At 43.8% G+C, this 21,051-nt stretch carries 16 protein-coding genes; 11 read left to right on the plus strand and 5 right to left on the minus strand.

Features of this window, described 5'->3' with window-relative positions:
- The first annotated feature begins 88 nt into the window (after positions 1-88).
- The 4 genes from IDJ76_RS03050 to IDJ76_RS03065 all read left to right on the plus strand — a co-directional run bounded on the left by IDJ76_RS03050 (position 89) and on the right by IDJ76_RS03065 (position 5,415).
- The gene (locus IDJ76_RS03050) at positions 89-2,557 is read left to right on the plus strand and encodes a glutaminase family protein (RefSeq protein ID WP_191160586.1); all 2,469 of its coding nucleotides are present in this window, start codon (positions 89-91) and stop codon (positions 2,555-2,557) included.
- A 78-nt stretch (positions 2,558-2,635) separates the two neighbouring features.
- Entirely contained in the window at positions 2,636-3,325 is a 690-nt protein-coding gene (locus IDJ76_RS03055; RefSeq protein ID WP_191160588.1) for an aspartate/glutamate racemase family protein, read from the plus strand.
- A gap of 30 nt (positions 3,326-3,355) precedes the next feature.
- On the plus strand, positions 3,356-4,678 hold the full coding sequence (locus tag IDJ76_RS03060) for an MFS transporter (protein WP_191160590.1): 1,323 nt from the start codon (positions 3,356-3,358) through the stop codon (positions 4,676-4,678).
- Between the two features lie 8 nt (positions 4,679-4,686).
- Entirely contained in the window at positions 4,687-5,415 is a 729-nt protein-coding gene (locus IDJ76_RS03065) for a (Fe-S)-binding protein (protein WP_191160592.1), read from the plus strand.
- Between the two features lie 115 nt (positions 5,416-5,530).
- Here the strand turns inward: IDJ76_RS03065 and IDJ76_RS03070 are convergent, their stop codons facing one another.
- The 3 genes from IDJ76_RS03070 to IDJ76_RS03080 all read right to left on the minus strand — a co-directional run bounded on the left by IDJ76_RS03070 (position 5,531) and on the right by IDJ76_RS03080 (position 9,817).
- Positions 5,531-6,928 (minus strand): MBL fold metallo-hydrolase, encoded by a 1,398-nt coding sequence (locus tag IDJ76_RS03070; protein WP_191160594.1) that lies wholly within the window; start codon positions 6,926-6,928, stop codon positions 5,531-5,533.
- A gap of 97 nt (positions 6,929-7,025) precedes the next feature.
- Positions 7,026-8,858: an ABC transporter ATP-binding protein gene (locus IDJ76_RS03075; protein WP_191160596.1), complete on the minus strand. Its 1,833-nt coding sequence runs from the start codon at positions 8,856-8,858 to the stop codon at positions 7,026-7,028.
- A gap of 182 nt (positions 8,859-9,040) precedes the next feature.
- Positions 9,041-9,817, minus strand: a complete 777-nt coding sequence (locus tag IDJ76_RS03080; RefSeq protein WP_191160598.1) for an SAM hydrolase/SAM-dependent halogenase family protein — start codon at positions 9,815-9,817, stop codon at positions 9,041-9,043.
- Between the two features lie 101 nt (positions 9,818-9,918).
- On the opposite strand from IDJ76_RS03080, the gene IDJ76_RS03085 reads away from it, so the two are divergent.
- From IDJ76_RS03085 to IDJ76_RS03100, 4 genes are all read left to right on the plus strand, one after another.
- Positions 9,919-10,887, plus strand: coding sequence for a PhoH family protein (locus tag IDJ76_RS03085; RefSeq protein WP_191160600.1), 969 nt, complete (start codon positions 9,919-9,921; stop codon positions 10,885-10,887).
- An 85-nt stretch (positions 10,888-10,972) separates the two neighbouring features.
- Positions 10,973-11,917 (plus strand): phosphoribosylaminoimidazolesuccinocarboxamide synthase, encoded by a 945-nt coding sequence (locus IDJ76_RS03090; protein WP_191160602.1) that lies wholly within the window; start codon positions 10,973-10,975, stop codon positions 11,915-11,917.
- Positions 11,918-11,970: 53 nt separating this feature from the next.
- A complete protein-coding gene (locus IDJ76_RS03095; protein ID WP_191160604.1) occupies positions 11,971-12,348 on the plus strand; it encodes an STAS domain-containing protein in 378 nt (125 codons plus the stop codon).
- A gap of 19 nt (positions 12,349-12,367) precedes the next feature.
- Complete coding sequence (locus tag IDJ76_RS03100; RefSeq protein WP_191160606.1) at positions 12,368-13,285, plus strand: ribonuclease Z; 918 nt, start codon at positions 12,368-12,370, stop codon at positions 13,283-13,285.
- A gap of 232 nt (positions 13,286-13,517) precedes the next feature.
- On the opposite strand, the gene IDJ76_RS03105 is transcribed toward IDJ76_RS03100, so the two are convergent.
- Entirely contained in the window at positions 13,518-14,462 is a 945-nt protein-coding gene (locus tag IDJ76_RS03105; protein WP_191160608.1) for an MlaD family protein, read from the minus strand.
- Positions 14,463-14,493: 31 nt separating this feature from the next.
- The gene (locus tag IDJ76_RS03110) at positions 14,494-15,423 is read right to left on the minus strand and encodes an N-acetylmuramoyl-L-alanine amidase family protein (RefSeq protein WP_191160610.1); all 930 of its coding nucleotides are present in this window, start codon (positions 15,421-15,423) and stop codon (positions 14,494-14,496) included.
- 106 nt (positions 15,424-15,529) lie between these two features.
- Here IDJ76_RS03110 and IDJ76_RS03115 point away from each other — a divergent pair, with 106 nt between their 5' ends.
- Genes IDJ76_RS03115 through IDJ76_RS03125 form a run of 3 tightly spaced genes read left to right on the plus strand, consistent with a single transcriptional unit; the run spans position 15,530 to position 20,998 of the window.
- On the plus strand, positions 15,530-18,199 hold the full coding sequence (locus tag IDJ76_RS03115; protein ID WP_224746165.1) for a putative LPS assembly protein LptD: 2,670 nt from the start codon (positions 15,530-15,532) through the stop codon (positions 18,197-18,199).
- Entirely contained in the window at positions 18,199-19,446 is a 1,248-nt protein-coding gene (locus IDJ76_RS03120) for a competence/damage-inducible protein A (protein WP_191160614.1), read from the plus strand. The genes IDJ76_RS03115 and IDJ76_RS03120 overlap by 1 nt, the downstream gene beginning before the upstream one ends.
- 43 nt (positions 19,447-19,489) lie before the next feature.
- Complete coding sequence (locus IDJ76_RS03125) at positions 19,490-20,998, plus strand: dihydrolipoamide acetyltransferase family protein (protein ID WP_191160616.1); 1,509 nt, start codon at positions 19,490-19,492, stop codon at positions 20,996-20,998.
- Positions 20,999-21,051 lie beyond the last annotated feature (53 nt).

The following is a 21,051-nucleotide window of genomic DNA, read 5'->3' on the forward strand; positions in this document are numbered from 1 at the left end:
TTCCCTACAAGAATGTTACTGTTAAAAGTTTGTGATTAATAAACAGTTCAAACTATATTTAGCCACATCTTAATTTATAACACCTAACATGAAAAACTTCCTGAGAAATGGCACTGCGCTTTTGCTTTCGCTTGTATCGCTGCAATTATACGCACAGCAACAAATGCCGGCTTACCCGCTTATTACCCATAATCCATACTTTAGTGTTTGGTCAAATACCGATAAATTAAACGAATCTGTCACCACCCATTGGACAGGTAAAGATCAATCGCTGGTTGGAGTTGTTAAGGTTGATGGCGATTTTTATCGTTTTATGGGGCAGTCTTCAAAGCTGTATAATACTATCGTGGCCGATGGCGATGAAAGGCCGGCAATGGTAAAATATCAAATGGAGGGTACTGTGCCTGACAATTGGGAAAAGCCATCTTTTAACGATACCGGGTGGAAAACAGGCTTAACACCTTTTGGAGATGACCGCAGTAAGGCGGGTACAAAATGGATCGGAACAGACGTATGGATCAGAAAAAAATTCAACCTCACAAAAGTTCCGTCGGGAAAGTTGATGCTCAAATTATTTCATGATGACGGTGCAGAAGTTTACCTGAACGGCCAAAATATTCTGAAGAAAGGCGGGGCAAATGGCGATTATGAAATGATCGAACTATCGGGTTCAGCAAAATCACAATTAGTCACCGGCGAAAACTTATTGGCTATCCATTGCAATAACACCGGTGGCGGTACCTGGATAGATGCAGGCTTGGTAGAAGAGCAGGAAAACAAAATGGACAATGCAATAAAGAAGGCTAAACAAACCTCGGTAAAGGTTACCGCTACTCAAACAGCCTATCAGTTTAAGTGCGGCGATATCGACCTTGACGTTACCTTCACATCCCCCCTGATCTTGAACAATCTGGCAGTGTTGTCTTCGCCGGTATCATATATTACCTACAACGTGCGCGCTAATGACGGTAAAAAGCACACGGTCAGCATATTTCAAGGTGTATCAACAAACGTAGCGGTAGACCAGCCCAAGCAGGAGGTAAATATCTGGCCCTATGCCAAAAACAGCTTACAGATATTAAAGGCCGGCACTGTCGAGCAGCCCATACTCAAAAAAAAGGGGGATAATGTGCGCATTGACTGGGGGTACATGTATGTAGCAGCAAGTGGCGCTAAACAATATACCACCCGGCAGGATGATGCAATCAATTCGTTCTGTAAAGCTACCCCAAATAAAACAGCCATGCTTACAACCGGCACCAAAATGATGCTAAATACAGTATTCGATCTGGGTAGTGTGGGCGGTAACCTCGTGAGCAAATATACTATGCTGGGTTATGACGATATCTACTCCGTACAGTACTTTGGTACTAATCTCAAACCCTGGTGGCGTAACCAGCCCGGTGCAAACATTGACGGTGTGCTGCAAAAAGCCGCAGCCGATTATTTATCGGTGATGGCACTTTGCAATAAAACGGATGTGCAGATCTATAATGACGCAAATAAAGCTGGTGGTGCAGCGTATGCTAAACTTTGTATTATGGGATACAGGCAGAGCATAGCTGCGCACCAACTGGTCAAAAGCCCACAGGGCGATCTGCTTTTCTTATCTAAAGAAAACTTTAGTAATGGCTCAATTAACACGGTGGATGTTACTTATCCGTCAGCACCCCTATATTTATTATATAACCCGGCTTTGATGAAGGGCATGCTGAACGGAATTTTCTACTACAGCGAAAGTGGTAAATGGAAAAAGCCCTTTGCAGCGCATGACCTGGGTACTTACCCCTTGGCTAACGGCCAAACTTACGGCGAGGATATGCCGGTAGAAGAATCGGGCAATATGATCATCCTAACCGCCGCAATTGTAGATGCGGAGAAAAACCCTGCCTTTGCCAAAAAGCATTGGAAAACACTAACCATTTGGACAAATTACCTTGCCCAATCAGGTTTCGATCCGGGAAACCAGCTTTGTACCGATGATTTTGCAGGCCACCTGGCGCACAACATCAATTTATCTGTAAAAGCTATTGTGGCGATAGGTGCCTACGCTAAAATGGCCGGGATGGCGGGGCAAACGGTTACAGCAGCCAAGTACAGTAAACTGGCCAAAGAACTATCGGCTAAATGGGTAGCGAAAGCTGATGCCGGCGATCATTATGCATTGGTGTTTGATAACAAGAATACCTGGAGCCAGAAATACAACATGGTTTGGGATAAGGTGCTGAAGTTAAACTTGTTCCCGCAGGCTGTATATGATAAAGAGATCAAATATTATTTGACCAAACAGAACGAGTTCGGCCTGCCGTTGGATAGCCGCAAAAGTTACACCAAATCCGACTGGATAGTATGGACGGCATCTATGGCAAAAGATCAGGCCGACTTTAAGGCCTTGATAGATCCGGTTTATAAGTATGCAACCGAAACATCATCACGTGTACCGATCAGCGACTGGCACGAAACTACCGACGGTAAGATGGTGGGTTTCCAGGCACGGAGCGTGGTAGGCGGCTATTTTATGAAAGTATTAGCTACAAAATCGGAAGTTAAAAAGTAATACGGGAAATTACATTTAGGCGCCATTCGCTATAGCGGATGGCGCTTTTTGCATTTAATTTTTTTCTACTTTTAGGCTATGAAAATATTAGGCCTTTTAGGCGGCACAAGTTGGGTATCCACTGTAGATTATTACCGTTTTATTAATCAGGAAATTAACGATAAGCTGGGTGGGGTTAATGCAGCGCATCTTTTACTGCACTCTTTTAATTATGCTGATATAGGCAAGCATTTATCCGTAAATGATTGGGACGCCGTTACCGACATGATGGTTAAAGCCGGTAAGGGCTTGAGGGAGAGCGGTGCAGAGGCTATTGTTTTATGTGCCAATACCATGCACCTGATAGCCCCTGCAGTTGAGCGGGAAGTAGGCTTGCCTGTAATTCATATCGCCGTAGCGACTGCTAAAGCCATTAACAGGGCCGGCATTAAAACCGTAGCTTTGTTAGGTACAAGATTTACTATGGAGCGCGATTTTTTTATAAATAAGCTAAAGGATGCCGGGATAGATGCGCTGCTCCCAGAAAAAGACGACCGCGACTTTATTCACCAAACGCTCGTAGAAGAATTAGGTAAGGGAATTACCAAGCCCGAAACTAAGGAACGTTATTTAAGCATCATCGAAAACTTGCGACAACAAGGAGCCGTGGGGGTGATATTGGGCTGTACAGAAATTCCTTTGTTGATACAGCCCGCAGATACCGCTATTATTCAATTTGACACGACGAGGATCCATTCCAGCGCAGCGGTTGAATTCGCTTTGAGTTAATCTGCAAAATTTGTCTACTTTTAAATTGTAATGCAAGCAAAAAACGACAAGAGAACCATTCGGGCCTGGGCAATGTTCGATTGGGCTAACTCGGCATATAACCTGGTTATTACGTCAACTATATTCCCGGCCTACTATGTAGCTATCACCGCTAATGCTGCGAATGGCAACAAGGTTAGCTTTTTTGGGCACAGCTTTGTAAATACCGCACTGTCTGATTATGCGCTTGCCGTCGCCTATATGATAATGGTGCTGCTGTTGCCCATATTAAGCTCCATCGCCGACTATCGCGGTAACAAAAAGGTGTTTATGCAATTCTTTACCTTGCTGGGCTCTGCGGCTTGCTGCGGCCTGTTCTTTTTTAACAGCAACCGGTTAGAATTAGGCATTATCTGCTTTGCTTTAGCAGCCATTGGATATAGCGGCGGGTTTGTATTTTACAACTCCTACCTGCCCGAAATTGCCACCGTTGATATGCAGGATAAGGTAAGCGCCAAGGGTTTTACTTACGGCTATATCGGTAGCGTATTGTTGCAGTTAATCTGTTTTGCATTTGTATTAAAGCCGGAACTGTTCGGCATAACAAATAAATCTTTACCTGCGCAAATTTCCTTTTTATTGGTAGGTATCTGGTGGATCGGCTTTGCTATGATCCCATTTAGTGTGCTGCCAAAGGGGAGCCCTAATGCGCAAACACATCAGCATCATATTATCAAAGGCGGTTTTATTGAACTGGGTAAAGTGTGGATGAAAATAAAATCGATGCCTCTGTTGAAACGTTACCTGCCTGCTTTTTTCTTTTACTCTATGGGGGTGCAAACCATTATGCTGGTGGCCACAGGTTTCGCCGCTAAAGAACTAAAGATGGAAACATCGGCACTGATCACCATTATCTTAATCATCCAGATTGTAGCGGTAGTAGGTGCTACGCTGATGTCGCGCTTGTCTGACAAGTTTGGTAACGTGAAGGTTTTGATACTAACCGTGGCCATATGGGTTGCCGTTTGTATTGCTGCGTATTACACCACAACGGCTAAGCAATTCTATATCGTAGCTGTGATTGTAGGACTGGTAATGGGAGGGATCCAGTCGCTATCAAGGTCAACTTACTCCAAGTATCTGCCTGAGAACCTCTCGGATACTGCATCCTTTTTTAGCTTTTACGATGTAACCGAAAAACTTGCTATTGTAGGGGGCTTGTTCAGCTTTGGTTTTATAGAAGAACTGACCGGCAGCATGCGTAATTCGACATTGGTTTTGTGTGGGTTTTTTGTTATCGGCTTGATATTATTGCTAAACCTGCTAACCGCCGAACGAAAAGTTAAGAAAAATTCGGAATTTAGCGGCGTTTAATCCGTACCATGAACATCGAACTATTTATACCCTGTTTTATCGATCAGCTTTATCCCGAAACCGCCTTCAATACGGTTAAGGTGTTGGAAAAAGCAGGTTGTGTGGTTAAATATAACCTTGAGCAAACCTGCTGCGGGCAACCGGCCTTTAATGCGGGTTTTTGGGATGATGCAAAGGCTGTAGGTACTAAGTTTCTGAATGATTTTCACGAGGACAGCGTAATTGTATCACCGTCTGCATCCTGCACGGGGATGGTTCGTAATTATTATAACGATCTGTTTACTAACACTACATCACATAACAAATGCCGCAATATTCAAAGCAATATCTACGAGCTGAGTGATTTTTTAGTGAATATTTTGCAGGTAGATTATTTTGGTGCCGAGTTAGACGGCAGGGCAGTTTATCACGATAGTTGCAGCGGTTTGCGCGAATGTAAAATAAAGGAGGAGCCCCGGCAGTTGCTCTCGAAGGTGTTGGGATTGGAACTGGTAGACCTGAAAGATAACGAAACCTGCTGCGGTTTTGGTGGGACCTTTGCGGTTAAGTTTGATGCCATATCGAGCGCTATGGCGCAGCAAAAAGTGGATAATGCTCTGGCTGCTAAAGCCGATTATATTATCTCGACAGATGCGTCATGCCTGTTGCATTTGCAGGGATATATTGATAAAAATAGCCTTCCTATAAAAACTATTCATATCGCCGATGTACTGGCGCATGGTTGGGGGAATGTGTAAAAGAGGTTAAGCTGAGCAGGGCCATCCTGAGCCTGTCGAAGGATATGTGTTTAGTAATATAGTCCACTAATGGTTCGACAAGCTCACCAAGATAAATTTTAATTATCAGTTTAACCTACAACTCATAAACCATATCCTTTTCAGGAATGGTAACCCTGTAACCTTCTGCTTCTAAATCATCTGCCAGTGCCTGCATGCTGCTTTCCTCGCCATGCACCAAATACACGCCTTTAAGCTTATTAGCATCCTGCGACTTGATGTTATTCATCAAATCTTCATGATCGCCGTGGGCGCTTAAAACATCTGTTTTTTTGATGGTCGCATATACAGACAGATCGCGGTCTTTAATATGTACAATTGGGTCACCGCGTAACAGGCGGTAACCCAATGTCCCTTTAGCACAGTAACCAATGAACAGGATGGTGCAGTAATAATTCTGGATATTGTAAAATAAGTGATCCTGGATGCGGCCGCCTTCCAGCATCCCTGCGGACGATATGATGATGCAGGGTTCGTAATAGTTAGACACCTGCTTGCTGTCTTTCAGGCTTTCTACATAGGTCAGGTTATCAAAATCAAACTCGTCGCCTTGTTTATTATAAAACTCCTGCGCCTCCGGGTTCACCAAGTTGTGGAATTTGCGGTATAAACTGGTGGCCCTCGTAGCCATAGGGCTATCTACAAACACCCGCACAGGTGGCAGTTTGCCACTGCTGAAGATCTTATTCAAGGCAAATACTAAAGATTGTGTGCGCCCGATGCTGAACGCGGGGATAATTAACCGGCCTTGCTCTTTAACACAAACCTTATCAATCGTTTCCATCAGCGCTTCCTCGACAGATTGGCCCTTAGTATGGTTCCGGCCGCCGTAGGTAGATTCAGAAACTACATAATCCACTTGCGGCAGCATTTCCGGATCGTTCAAAACCGGGTAATTCTTGCGGCCAATATCGCCGGTAAAGGCTATCGACTTTTCTACACCGTCTTCGGTGACCCGTAAAATAGCTGCTGCCGCACCTAATAAATGGCCTGCCTGTATAAAGGTTAGTTCAATATCACCCGTGATCCTGAACGGTTTATTAAAGCCGATGGTCACGAAACGTTCTACCGTATCCATCACGTGCTTTTGCAGGTAAAGGGGCTGCGGGCCGCTGCTGCGCTGGTGTTTATGCCTGCGGTTGCGGTGGCTTTTTTGTGATTTCTGCAAAAAGATGTTTACCGAATCCATGAGTAGTAACTCGGTCAGGTCGGCTGTAGGCGGGGTGCACAATATCTGGCCGTTAAAACCCATGCGCACCAGGATAGGCAGGTTGCCCGAGTGATCGATATGGGCGTGTGTAAGTATCACTACATCAATATCTTCCGGCTTAAAATTGAAGTTCTCATTTACTTGCAGGTTGTGGTCTTTTTCGTAATCTAAACCACAATCTATTAGTATTTTATATTGGCCAACCTGCAGTAAATGCATGCTGCCGGTAACCTGCCGGGCCGCCCCGTGTATGGATAATTTCATTGAATATGTTATACGTAATACGTTTTGCGTAGTACGGTTAAATTAGTAAATATATTAAATAGCGCAACGTAAAACTTACAACGCCTAACGCAAAACGTTATTGAACCTCATATTGTAGTTGGCTGAGGTATCGGTAAAGGCCCTGCTGGTTTTCCATCAGTTGCTGGTGGCTGCCGGTTTCTATAATCGTACCTTTTTCCAGTACGATGATCTTATCTGCCTCGCGAATTGTTGATAACCGGTGAGCGATGATAACCGATGTACGGCCCTTCATTAACACTTCTAAAGCTTCCTGTACCAAACGTTCAGATTCCGAGTCGAGCGACGAGGTGGCTTCATCCAGTATCAGTATCGCCGGGTTTTTTAACAGGGCTCTTGCTATCGCAATACGCTGCCGCTGGCCGCCCGACAATTTCACGCCACGTTCGCCAACAACAGTGTCATAACCTTCGGGAAAGGATGTAATAAACTGATCGGCATTTGCCTTTTTCGCTGCCGCGATGATCTCGTCGTCTGATGCACTTAACTTACCGTAGGCGATGTTTTCTTTAATGGTACCCCCAAACAGCATCACATCCTGCGGTACGATGGCCACCTGGTTACGGATGTCGGTTAGGGCAAACTCGTTTGCATCCCGGCCATCAAACTGAATTGTCCCGCTCTGCGGATGATAAAACTGCAAGATCAATGCCGCCATCGTTGATTTACCCGAGCCGCTTGGCCCTACTATCGCGATCCGCTGGCCTGCGGCAGCGCTGAAAGATACATCCTTGAGCACCGTTAATTCCGATCGGGAGGGATATGCGAATACCACATTGTTGAAAGACAAGTTTCCCTCCAGTTTCTCTTTAATCGCATTTTGGCTGGCATCTATCGACACATCTTCGCCGGTTTCATCCAAAATTTCTAAAACGCGCTCACTTGCACCAACGGCTTTTTGCATGTTGGCGTAAAGGTCTGGAAGGCTGCCCATTGCCGCGCTGATAAAAGCTGCATAAATGATAAAGGTTGTGAGTTTACCAAAGGTCATGCCATGATCATGAATGGATACCAGGTAGGATCCGTACCAGATCTCACAAAAGATAGTCCCGAATAAGCAGAACACGATAAACGCTCCAAACAAACCACGATATTTAGCGCCCTTAACAGCAATGTTGACTACCTGCTGCAGGTTTTTTTGATATCTGCCGGCTTCAAAAGCCTCGTTAACAAAGGCCTTTACGTTGGCAATTCCCTGCAAGGTCTCTTCTACAATGGTATTTGATTCGGCCAGTTGGTCTTGTGCCTGGCGGGATAACGTACGGATGTATTTACCGAAGAAAATAGCTATACCAATTAAAAATGGCAACACAATCAATAGGGCAGCGGTCAATTTTATAGAAACTACTGCTAATAATATAATGCCGCCTATCATGATGATAATCTGGCGGATCATCTCGGCAAAGGTGGTGGTAAGCGTGTCCTGGATCTGGGAAAGATCGGCACTGATACGGCTGTTCAGTTCACCCACGCGGCGGTTGGCAAAAAAATTCATCGGCAGTGTGACCAGCCGGAAATACGTATCGCGCCTTAAGGCAGCCAAAGCATTCTCTGCCACCTGTACAAACCAGGTGATTCTAAAAAAGGATACAAAGCCCTGAAGAAATAATACCACTATGGCTATTTTACCAATTCCACCCAATGTTGCCGGCATGAATTTATAGCGCTGAATTCCTTGTGAAGCATCAATCAGGGCCCCGAAAAACCCCGGGAAGGCTAAACCAACCAGACTTGACAGGATCAGGAAAAATAAGCCGCCTAAAAACTTGGTGCGGTACGGCCTGATATAGCTGAGCAGCCTGCCAATTTTATGCAAACTTTGTTTATTGATCTTTGCCTTGGGTAATTCTGCTTCTGCCTTACTGCCACTATTCAATTGTCCTCGTGCCATTTATAAATTGGGGGTTTTCAACCTGCAAAAGTAAGGGTTTAATTGATGTGTTTGTTGGGTATGGGTAAAATTGATGTGACGGAGCAGGGATGCAAATGGTGTTTTTGCGCAAAAATGCAAAGATCGTAAAAGGATGTAATTTGAATTTATGGATTAGTACCTATATGTGAGAATTAGTAAACCTACTGGAAATCGATAATCACGCTATCACCTAAATTTAACCCTAACAAACCGCTGGCGTTACCTTTGTTGATGGCGATCTCCAGGTGATCGCTGATACCGAAAAGGCAAAGCTTTTCACCCTCCGGCACTTCGTTATAGTGCCAGCTAAGCTGGCTGATAGTTTCGTTACGTTTAAAATAAAGAATAAATCGACGCCCCTGCTGTACGCGGTTAAAAAATTCTTTAGTAACGTTGGTGATCACGTTTTGGAAGGAATCGATGTAGATCACAGCGCCCTTGATCAGGTTCTTTTCAATCACCGGCTGCAGCGTCATTTTATTTTCTACACTGGTAACGGGCAGGCCAATTTCTGCAAGCGTACCACCATTAGCCAAATGGCATGCCGCCTTTACAAAAATATCTGCCAGCGGGAAGTGCAGAAACTTCAGATCCTGCATGATATTTATTTCCACAATCTCATCGGGTTCCTGCTCAAACATCAGGGAGAAGATGCCGTTGTCGGCCCCTACAAAGTAGTGGTTGTTATACCTTACCGCCAGGTAGCGTGTATACGTATTGTACACAGTATCAATGCCTATGAGGTGCACGGTATCATCGGGGAAATAGTAAAAACTATTCTTTAGAATAAAGGCTGCTTGCTGCACATTAAAGGGTGAAACATTGTTAGTAATATCAACAATATTTACTGTGGGGAGCAATTTATAAATACTACCTTTAAGGGCAGCCTGATAAATATCTTTATCGCCCAGGTCAGTAGTTAATGTTATAATCGCCATTAATTTTATAATATTTATTGCTAATCTTGTAAAGCATTTAACGGTGCAAATATTCAATTTTTAATTCATAAAAATTCGCAACCGACAAAAATCAATTAGTATTGAACGAGCTAAAGTTATCAATTGACCAGGTAAACCCAGCCGTATTATGGGGCCCGAACAATGATCATTTCGAGATCATAAAAAAGCAATACCCTAAGCTTAAAATAGTTGCACGTGGCAACGAGGTAAAAGTACTGGGGGATGAGCAGGAGTTGAATAGTTTCCAGGAAAAATTTGATAGCCTTGTTGCGCACATCGATAAATACGAAAGCATTAATGTAAATGATGTAGAGCGAATTTTAGGTGCCAAACCGTCGGCTAAGTCGGCTGCCAATGGCGATCCTACCAAAGAAGATAAATTTGCTAACGGCGAGGTTTTAGTATTTGGCCCTAACGGCATTATGGTGCGTGCGCGTACGCCTAACCAGCACCGCATGGTAGATAGTTTGGCTAAAAACGACATCCTGTTTGCTATCGGCCCTGCCGGGACAGGTAAAACCTACACCGCTGTTGCATTGGCTGTAAGGGCTTTAAAGAATAAAGAAATAAAACGCATCATACTCACCCGCCCGGCGGTTGAGGCAGGGGAAAACCTGGGCTTTTTACCGGGTGACCTGAAAGAAAAAATCGACCCTTATCTGCGCCCGTTATACGATGCGTTGGATGATATGATCCCTGCAGAAAAGCTGAAGCTATACCTGGAGAACCGCACCATAGAAATTGCACCTTTGGCATTTATGCGCGGCCGCACGCTGGATAATTGCTTCGTAATATTGGATGAGGCGCAAAACGCTACCGATATGCAGCTCAAGATGTTTTTGACCCGTATGGGGCCATCAGCCAAATTCATTGTAACTGGCGATGTAACACAAATAGATTTACCCAAAAAACAGCAGTCCGGTTTATATACCGCACTGCGTATATTAACAGATATAAACGGTATCGAAATTGTTTACCTCAGCGGGGAAGATGTTGTACGCCATAAATTGGTGAAACGCATTTTGGAAGCTTACGGGGATATACAATAATAGTGAGTAGTGAATGGAGATTAGTAATTAGGCTATCCTGTAGCTAAGAATTAATCTCTGTTCAACTATTCTCCAATTATTTAACATGGACGCTATAAAAGAAACACACTACAATTTTACGGGGCAAACCAACTATTATAAAGGCAAGGTACGCGATGTTTACACCATACAGGATAAATACCTGGCCATGGTGGTTACCGACAGGATATCGGCCTTTGATGTAGTACTGCCCGAGCCTATCCCCTTTAAAGGGCAGGTATTAAACCAGATAGCCGCTAAATTTTTACAGGCTACTGTAGATATTGTACCTAACTGGGTATTAAGCGTGCCCGATCCAAGCGTAACCATCGGCCGAATTTGTGAGCCGTTTAAGGTAGAGATGGTGATCCGCGGATATTTGGCCGGCCATGCTGCCCGCGAATATGCCCTTGGCAAACGCCAGGTTTGCGGTGTTACCCTGCCCGAAGGGTTAAAAGAGAACGATAAACTGCCCGAACCCATCATTACCCCAACCACCAAGGCGTCTGTTGGGCACGATGAGGATATTTCACGCGAAGATATTTTAGCCAAAGGAATTGTGAGCGAAGCGGATTATGTTCAGCTGGAAAACTATACCCGCCAACTGTTTGAGCGTGGTACAGAAATAGCCGCCGCGCAGGGACTGATACTGGTAGATACCAAGTATGAATTTGGTAAGGTAGGTGATACTATATACCTGATAGATGAGATCCACACGCCCGATTCGTCCCGTTACTTTTACAGCGGGGGCTATACAGAACGCCAGGCAAGCGGCGAAGCACAAAAACAGCTTTCGAAAGAGTTTGTAAGAAGGTGGTTGATAGAAAATGGATTCCAGGGGAAGGACGGGCAAACTATACCTGTGATGACGCCTGAAATAGTGGCTTCTATATCTGCCCGGTACATTGAATTATACGAACAGATCACCGGCGAAGCATTCGTAAAACCAGCGGCACAAGATGTTGTTGTGAGGGTGCAGAATGCTATTAATAACGCAATTGCTGCGCTGTAATTTTTTAATTAAACATAAAATAATTATATCTTAGCTGATAAATAATACGAAAAATGAAATTTTCAGTTGATAAGCACGAGAAATATATTCTTATAAAACTTAACGAATCAAAATTAAACTCTTTGATCACCCCCCAGCTGAAATCAGAATTGATACTGATCAACACCGAAGGGCAGCGTAACATTATCCTTGATCTTGCCAATGTTAAATTTGCCGATTCTTCGGGATTGAGCAGCCTGTTGGTGGGGCACCGGATCTGTAAAAGTGCCGAAGGTTCTTTTATTCTTTGCGGCTTAAACGAATCTGTATCTCGCCTGATCACCATATCACAGTTGGACAATGTATTATCAATCGTGCCGACATGTGAAGAAGCTATCGACCTGATATTTATGGAAGAGATAGAAAAAGAGTTAAAGAAAGAAATAAGATAATATTAGCGCCCTTCCCGGTATGAAATTCGAAGTAACGATACTGGGCAGCAGTTCTGCGACTCCAATTTTTAACAGAAACCCTACTGCACAGATACTTAACATAAACGAAAAACTGTATTTAGTTGATTGCGCCGAAGGTACGCAACAGCAGATGCTTAAGTTTGACGTAAAAGGCAGTCGTATAGATTATATTTTCATCAGCCACCTGCATGGCGATCATTACCTGGGTTTGGTAGGCTTAATGTCGTCTATGCACCTTAATGGGCGCACTAAAGAACTGAAGTTATTTTGCCCGGCGCCGTTAAAAGAGATTATCGATCTGCAATTAAAATATTCTGAAACCAAGCTGCATTACCCCGTGGAATTCGTTTTTACCAGGACAGATTCGCCGGATGTTATTTTAGATAACCAGGATATTACTGTAGAAACCATCCCGCTCGATCATCGTATACCCTGTACCGGGTTTTTGTTCCGCCAGAAAAAGCGTTTGCGTAAGTTGATCAAAGATAGGATAGAGGAGCTTCAGATCCCTGTTCAATATTACACGGCACTTAAAAAAGGTAAAGATTACGAAGCGAACGACGGCACTATTTACAAAAATGAAGTGCTAACCACAGACTCGGCCGAGCCTAAGAGTTATGCCTATTGTTCAGACACTTTATACAACCCAAAATATTTTGAGCAGATTACCGGTGCAACCCTGCTTTATCATGAAGCTACCTTCTTAAATGATATGGTTGACAGGGCTAATCAAACGCACCATACCACTGCGTTACAAGCCGCGCAGGTGGCTATAACTACCGGTGCCGAAAAGCTGATTATTGGCCACTTCTCTGCCCGTTATAAAACCTTAAACGAGTTGCTTGATGAGGCCCAAACCGTTTTCCCAAACACCGAGTTGGCAGTCGAGGGAAAGACGTTTGTAATAAGCGAATAGGATTATTGACCGGTGGCCTTAAGCTTTTTAAAACAGTCAAATGGGTTTACAAAGGTTTACACATTTTATCAAAATATTGACTTAAAGTATTGATAGTCAATAGGCTGTGAAAGAAGTGGGTTAACATAAAAACTATACTTTTAGTTAATGCTTCCAGCCTCATAATTACATTAAAAAGGGTCTGCCAGTTTATTTGACAGACCCTTTTTATCAGATTTTGCTAAACTCTCTCTTAATTTCCTTTCTTGCCAAATACGGAGAAGCTCACATAACGGCTTGGATGCGCTTTGATATCTATAAACAAGTTGTTCAGGTTATTTGAGGCATCATTAAGATTGTTGTACATTTTCTTGTCGTTCATTAATAAACCTAAAGAGCCTTCTGTGCTATTTACTTTAGCAATGGTTGCCTGTAAGCCGCTTACTGCTTGGTTGGCATTATCAAGCGTTTGTTTGATATTTGAGTTTGACAAATCGGTACTGAATTTTTCAAAGTTTGTAGCAATACCGTTGAGGTGTGATGTGCTGGTTTTTAAATTGCCGGATACCACCTCTGCATTGGCCAGTATGCCATCGATGTGTGAGCTTTGAGCACCTACTAAGGCATCTAATTTTTTTGTAGTACCCTCAAGCGTTTGCAATGAATTGGCTATGCTGGCAAAACTTCTGTCGATATTTTTTTGGAAGTTTGGGTTCATGATCTTATTGATCGCGGTTAACGATGAATCAACCTTACTCATCAACACCTCGGCCTTACGCTGGATAGGTTGCAGGCTTTCTGCCAAACTACCCTGGATATCTGCACGCAGGGTATCTTTATCCTGGGCCAGCTCGCGGCTGTTGCCCAACTCAAAAACTATCGCTTTACCACCCAAAAGGTCGGTACTTTCCAGTTTGGCCAATGTATTTGCAGGCACATCGTATTTTGGGTCGATTTTAAACTCAACGGTAGTGCGGCCGTCCGGCGAAAGATCCATTTTTGATACACGGCCTATTTGAAAGCCGTTTACTAATACCGGTTTTGATACCGTTAAGCCTTCTACGCTGCGGTAGATAGCATAAAATTTGTTTGAGCCCGAGAATACGTCATTACCCTTTAAAAAGCTATAGCCTAATATCAATATAGTAATGCTTATGGCGGTAAGTGCGCCTATTTTGGTTTCGTTAGAGATTTTCAATACCTGATGTTTTAAATTTAGCCTGTATGGCTCAGTTAGTTGTTACTTTTTCTAATTGTGCTTTATAATTCTGTACAGCCCGTACTATTGAATTTACTATTTCCATCTGGCCGCTTTCTGAGTTTAAATATTCCTCGTCATCAGGGTTGTTGATATAGCCTGTTTCTACTAATACAGATGGCATTGCAGCATGGCAAAGCACGTAAATGCTTTGCTCACGTAAACCCTCGCTACGCCTGCCGTCAACTCCAACAATTTCATCGCTGATAAAGTTTGCGATTTTAACACTTTGTTTACGAAATTTCCGATTGTACTCGTTTGTTAGGATAATTACGGTAGGATCATTAGGGTCTAACGCATCGCCGTTAAGGTCCGAGTCATCTTCCACCTGGTTTTTCTTTATTTCCCTGTCTGCTTCTTCCGATCTCTTTAATGCATAGATCAGCATCAAAGCACCCCTGCCAGAGCGGTCCTTGACGCGTATGTTGCGATATATGGCACGGCCCCGTTTAGTACTGGTTCGTTCGCTTATAATTCTGTCGGGTAATGAGTTGCAATGTATTGATATGAAAAGGTTCCCTTTGTTTTGATTGGCAATTTCGGCACGGCGCTCAAACGATACATCATCCTCAGTGCTGCGTGTCAAAACAGCCTTTACGCCTGCCACATCTTTTTCAAGCGCGATCTGCAATTTTTTAGCAATAGCCAGCGTTACATTCCTTTCAAGCGAAAAAGAGCCATTGGCACCGGGAGAATAATGTCCCGGGGGCGAATTCTCGGCTTTGGCACCATGGCCCGGATCAATAATAATAGTACGCAGTTTAAAGGTATTTATAACCGTATCCCTGGTGCCGGTTTTAATAACGCTATCAGGGGTAAAAGAAAACAACGACAAGCTTAGTAATAATGCCGAAGAACCAAAAATCAACTTTTTCAACCTGTTCAATATTTTATTTTTCATTATGTTTGAACGCTGTTAACTGTACCTGCAAAAATACTATTCATAATCAATTTTGAAATTAGTTAGCCTTTTTTTTCTGTTTGCACTTATATTAATGGTTAATGTTATGGCAGCACCCCGCGCAGGCTATGCTATACTTTCTGCTAAAGATACGATTATAAAACTTGATTCTGTTAGAGACAAGAAACTGTTAAAGGCTATAAAACCTAAAAGCCCGGCTAAAGCAGCCACTGCCACAACCACGGGTTATACGCAAAGCGATACGTCAAAAAATGCGAAAGAGCAGCCTATGACGCACGCTACCGCGGTAGATTCGTCATATTTTGACCAGGACAATAAGATTTACTATTTATGGGGCAAGGCGCACGTAGTTTACCAGGATTTTGAGCTGGATGCGGAGTATATAAGGGTAGATCAAAAGAACCACCTGATATTTGCGCGTGGTGCGATTGATCCAAAAACAAAGCGGTATGTTGGCAGGCCGCTGGCCAAATCAAAACAAGAAAAACCGGTAGCATCAGATTCACTGCTGTTTAATTACGAATCAAAAAAAGGTAAAACCTGGAACCCCGCCACCGAGCAGGAGGGTAACTATATATCAGGCGGCGAGGCTAAACGCATCAGCGAAGATGAGGTGGCTTATCGTAATGTGATATTTAGTACCTGCGACTTGCCTTTTCCGGATACCCATTTCGGCATTGTTATTACCCAGGGTATCGGGCAAAAGAACCGCATCATTTCCAAACTTGCCTATCTCGAAATTGAAGGAGTGCCCTTGCCTTTAGGTTTGCCTTTTGGTTTTTTCCCTAAACCAAATTCACGTACTTCAGGGTTTATATTACCCACTTTTGGTGAGGATCAACGCCTGGGTTTTTACCTGCGCAACTTTGGGTATTACGTAGCATTGAACGAATATGTGGATGTTACTACTATGGGTACCCTGTACTCACGTGGTTCCTATGAACTAAATTCATCTGCCCGATACCTTAAAAAGTACAAGTATGGGGGTAACTTGATGTTAAGCTATGGCTCGCACAATTACGGCCTGCCCGGCGACCCGCCCCGTAAAGACTTTAACATTACCTGGAGCCACTCACAAGATCCTAATGCTAACCCGGGTACAACGTTCAGCGCATCGGTTAATGCCGGTACATCAAGCTATTACCAAAACCAACGGTCGCAAAATAATTATAATTTACAGTCTCTTACCCAAAATAACTTGCGTTCAAGTATTTCCTACGGTAAAATATGGGCCGGTACACCTTTCAATTTAAATGTGAGTTTAGGGCATAGCCAGGACCTGAGCAAAAAAACGGTAACGTTAGAATTGCCGACGTTCAGTTTCAACATGTCGACGTTAAGCCCATTTGATTCAAAAGACCGGGTGACCGAGCAAAAATGGTTTCAGAAAATAACTGTTGGCTATAGTTTAGTGGGTACCAATAAATTAACAGATGTACCCGAGGCCGAACTCTTTAAATCGAACACGTTTTCTAAAAAATTACAAAACGGTTTCCAGCATACCGTACCTATCGGTTTCAATACCAACTTTTTACGGTATTTTCAGTTTAGCACAGGTGGTACCTACACCGAACGCTGGTATCTGCAAAGTATCAGGAGAAGGTTTGAGCGCGGGAGCATAGCAGGCCAGGTAATACCTATTACCGATACCGTAGGCGGGTTTGTGCGTAACGGGGAGTATAGCTTAAATGCAAGTATAGCTACTAAATTTTATGGGGAGTTTGACTTTAAGAAAGGAAGTTTAAAAGCCATTCGCCACGTCACCACACCATCTTTAAGTTTTGGTTTCCGACCTGATTTTGGCGACCCGAGTTATGGCTATTATAAAACTGCAGTGAGCCCGGCATCGGTACCTTATCCTTATACGGCACAGCGGTACTCCATCTTCGAGCAATCGGTTTATGGCGGGCCCTCGCCGGGTAAACAGGCGGGAGTAGGTTTCTCGCTGGATAACACCATCGAAGCTAAGGTTAAGGCGCGAAGCACTGATACATCTGGAGTTGATAGAAAGATCCCGATCTTACAGGGCTTAACGTTCTCTACTTTTTACAACTTCGCGGCCGATTCCCTGAAATTACAAGCCATCGCCTTTTCGGGCCACACGGCTGTTTTCAATCAGAAAGTAAACATCAACTTTGGCGGTATATTAGATCCATACGTAAACAGGGTACGCGATTCTATTGCAGGCGGCAGGGTTTTAAATTACGTGAACAGAATAAATCGTTACAGTTTTCAGGATGGTAAATTCCCGTTGTTAAGTTCCTTTAACTTTTCGGCCAGCGGGAGCTTAAATTCAACATCTTTTAAACCTAAGCCAAGGCAGCAATATAATAACACACTGCAAAATTTAACATCGGAACAAACGCAGCAGCTCAATTTAATTGGTGGTGATGCATCGCAATATATCGACTTTAACATTCCCTGGAACGTATCTATTAACTACAGCTTCAATTATCAAAACAACATTATCAATACCACCAAAACCAACACCATGATGATAAGTGGCGACGTAAGCCTCACCAAAAAATGGAAGATCCAGTATAATACAACTTATGATTTAAATGCAAGGCAGTTGAGCAGTGCGACATCTTTTGCTATTTACCGTGATTTACATTGCTGGGATATGTCGATACAATGGCTGCCTTTTGGATATTACAAATCATACAATGTTACTATAAAGGTAAAGGCATCTATTTTACAGGACCTTAAACTAAGTAAACGAAGTGATTACACCAACAACCAATCTTTTAACTAATGCTTGCAGAAATAATAACCATAGGCGATGAGATATTAATTGGACAAATTGTTGATACCAACTCGGCCTGGATGGCTGAGCAATTGAACCGTGAAGGCATCCGGATAAAGCAGATCTCGTCTGTATCTGATAACCGCGAACATATTTTGGCCGCGCTGGCAGAAGCCGCTATGCGTACCGATATTATTTTGATAACCGGCGGCTTAGGCCCCACCAAAGATGATATCACCAAAAAAACCCTGGCAGAGTATTTCAATGTAGGTATGGTATTGAACCTGGATGCTTTAACAAACGTTGAAAACATCTTTAAAAAATATAACCGGCCTTTGCTGGAGGTAAACCGTAAGCAGGCAGAAGTACCCGAAAACTGCGAAATTATTGTAAATAATAACGGCACGGCACCCGGCATGTGGTTTAATGAAAAAGGTAAGATCTATGTGTCGATGCCGGGCGTACCTTTCGAGATGAAGTACATGATAGAGGAGGCCGTAATACCAAAATTAAGGAAGGCTTTAAAATTACCGGTTATCATCCACAAAACTATACTAACGGTAGGAGAGGGGGAATCTTTCCTGGCCGAAAAGATAGCTGACATTGAAGATTCGCTCCCTGCCAACATTAAACTGGCCTACCTGCCTAAAATGGGCCAGGTGCGTTTGCGCTTAAGTGGCGATGGAGATAACGAGGCCGAGTTACAGAGAAAAATAGAAGAATTTGCAGTTAAAATTATAGATCGTGTTGGCATTAATGTAGTTGCCGAAGAAGATATCCCGCTGGAAAAGGTAGTATTAAATTATATGGCTCACCGTGGCCTTACCTTAACCGCTGCCGAGAGCTGCACAGGGGGGTATATATCACATTTAATAACCCAGCATGCGGGCTCATCGCAAGTGTTTTTAGGCGGTGCGGTATCCTACGCTTATGAACTGAAAGAAAGTATTTTAGGTGTAAAAAATGAAACCCTTTGGCAGCACGGTGCAGTGAGCGAAGAAACTGTAAAGGAAATGGCCGAGGGGGCGTTGCTTAACTTTAAGTCGGATTACGCAATGGCCGTTACCGGAATTGCAGGCCCTGGTGGGGGTACTGAAGACAAGCCCGTAGGCACGGTATGGATTGCGGCGGCAAATGCAAACAAAACGGTTGCAAAGAAATTCACATTTGGCAATAAGCGCTTGCAAAACATCGAAAGAAGTGCTGTAGCGGCATTTTTTATGTTGATTACTTTACTTAGGGAAGACGGGATGTGACACCCTAAATGTTTAATTTTGACCAAACCAAGTATATTTGTGTATGGCCAAATACCAGTTATTATTGCCGAAGATGGGGGAAAGTGTTGCGGAGGCAACTGTAATTAAATGGAATAAAAACCCTGGTGATTACATTGAAGCGGATGAGGCAGTAATGGAAATTGCAACCGATAAGGTTGACTCTGAAGTCCCGTCGCCGGTTGCGGGAAAATTAATTGAACAGTTATTTCAAGAAAACGACGTAGTACAGGTTGGGTCTGTAATTGCCATCATTGAAGTTGACGGACCAGACCAAAGCGAAACTGCTCCAGCATCTGCCGCTGCGCCAAAAGCAGTAACAGCCGAAACGGAAACTGAAGATAAGCCGGAAAGTGTGGTACCACAGTCAACCCCCGAGCCTGTAACACAGCCCGAAAGAGAAACTAAGACAGAAACAGAAATACCAGGCATTAGCCAATTGCAGGATATTCAGCCTGAGCAATCTGCGTCATCCGGGCAAAAATTTGAGAACCGGTTCTACTCACCATTGGTTAAAAATATTGCAGTGCAGGAAGGCATTGGCAATGATGAATTAGATACGATACCCGGTACAGGTGCTGAAGCGCGTTTAACTAAAGACGATCTTTTAGCATACATTCAAAAGCGCGGTTCACGCGTAGCTGCGCCGCAAAGTGTTGCACCCGAAACACAATCTGCGCCACAGCCCGAAGTGTTAAAATACGCTACACCAATAGCCGTTCCGCAACCACAGGCACAAAAGCCGCAAACTCCGTCCCCGCAGCCACAACCTGCCGCAACGCCACCACCAGCACTTGCTGCCAAACCTGTCACCTCAGTCTCCGGTGGCGACGAGATTATTGAAATGGACCGGATGCGTAAGCTGATTGCCGAGCACATGATCATGAGCAAGCATACATCGCCGCATGTTACCTCATTCGTTGAGGCCGATGTTACTAATCTGGTGCAATGGCGCGATAAGGTAAAATCAGCATTTGAAAAGCGCGAGGGCGAAAAAATAACCTTTACCCCCATATTTATAGAGGCGGTTGTTAGGGCGATAAAGGATTTGCCGATGATAAACGTACAGGTTAACGGTACCCAGATCATCAAGAAAAAAGATATCAACATAAGCATGGCTACCGCTTTACCAAGCGGTAACCTGATAGTGCCGGTTATAAAAAAGGCCGATCAGTTAAGCCTGATAGGTATCACTAAAGCCGTGAATGACCTGGCTAACCGGGCGCGTAACGGCAAATTAGCACCAGATGATGTTAAGGATGGTACGTTTACCATTACTAACGTCGGCTCGTTTGGTAATGTTATGGGTACGCCTATAATCAACCAGCCACAAGTAGCGATACTGGCCGTTGGCGCTATTAAAAAGAAGCCTGCCGTAGTTGAAACCCCGCAGGGTGACGCCATTGCCATTAGGCACATGATGTTTTTAAGCCTGTCATACGACCATAGGGTGGTAGACGGCGCACTGGGCGGCATGTTTGTTAAAAAGGTAGCCGATTACCTTGAGAACTGGGACATTAATCGGAATATATAGTTAATTAAGTGTGATTCTATCAAACGCAAAAGGCCCGTACAGGGCCTTTGCTT

Origin of the sequence: Mucilaginibacter glaciei, from assembly GCF_014773245.1 — a bacterium.
GTDB lineage: Bacteria > Bacteroidota > Bacteroidia > Sphingobacteriales > Sphingobacteriaceae > Mucilaginibacter > Mucilaginibacter glaciei.